Source organism: Lysinibacillus zambalensis, assembly GCF_040183165.1.
GTDB classification, from domain to species: domain Bacteria; phylum Bacillota; class Bacilli; order Bacillales_A; family Planococcaceae; genus Lysinibacillus; species Lysinibacillus zambalensis.
In genome coordinates this window covers 1-458 of record NZ_JBEGDG010000117.1, presented here as the reverse complement: position 1 = coordinate 458, position 458 = coordinate 1, and the positions used below count along the sequence as shown (strand labels likewise).

Annotated in this window: 1 protein-coding gene; it reads right to left on the bottom strand. The window is 53.5% G+C overall.

Annotated features, from left to right (window positions below):
• Positions 1-458: hypothetical protein (locus ABNX05_RS26265; RefSeq protein WP_349662361.1), on the bottom strand; the 458-nt coding region annotated here is incomplete at both ends.

The following is a 458-nucleotide window of genomic DNA, read 5'->3' as shown; positions in this document are numbered from 1 at the left end:
TTGTTTTGTTTTGAACGGACTTAACGACTGTATGATGGAGATACGACGGATGGATCTGCTGGAGCGACAGATAAAACAAGTGAAGTGACGGATTGAACCGCCAGAACGACGGTATGAATGCGAAACGACGGATGGATCTGCTGGAGCGACGGATAAAACAAGTGAAGTGAAGCTGTGAAAAGAGAGCACCACTGTAAGAAAGCGAATCGACGGTAGGATATGAGGGTGCACTGGTGTTACTGGCGCTACTGGCGCTACTGGAGCTACTGGAGCTACTGGAGCTACTGGCGCTACTGGAGATACTGGCGCTACTGGAGATACTGGCGCTACTGGCGCTACTGGAGCTACTGGCGCTACTGGAGATACTGGAGATACTGGCGCTACTGGCGCTACTGGGGGTACTGGGGGTACTGGGGGTACTGGGGGTAATGGGGCTACTGGAGGAGATGGGGGTACGG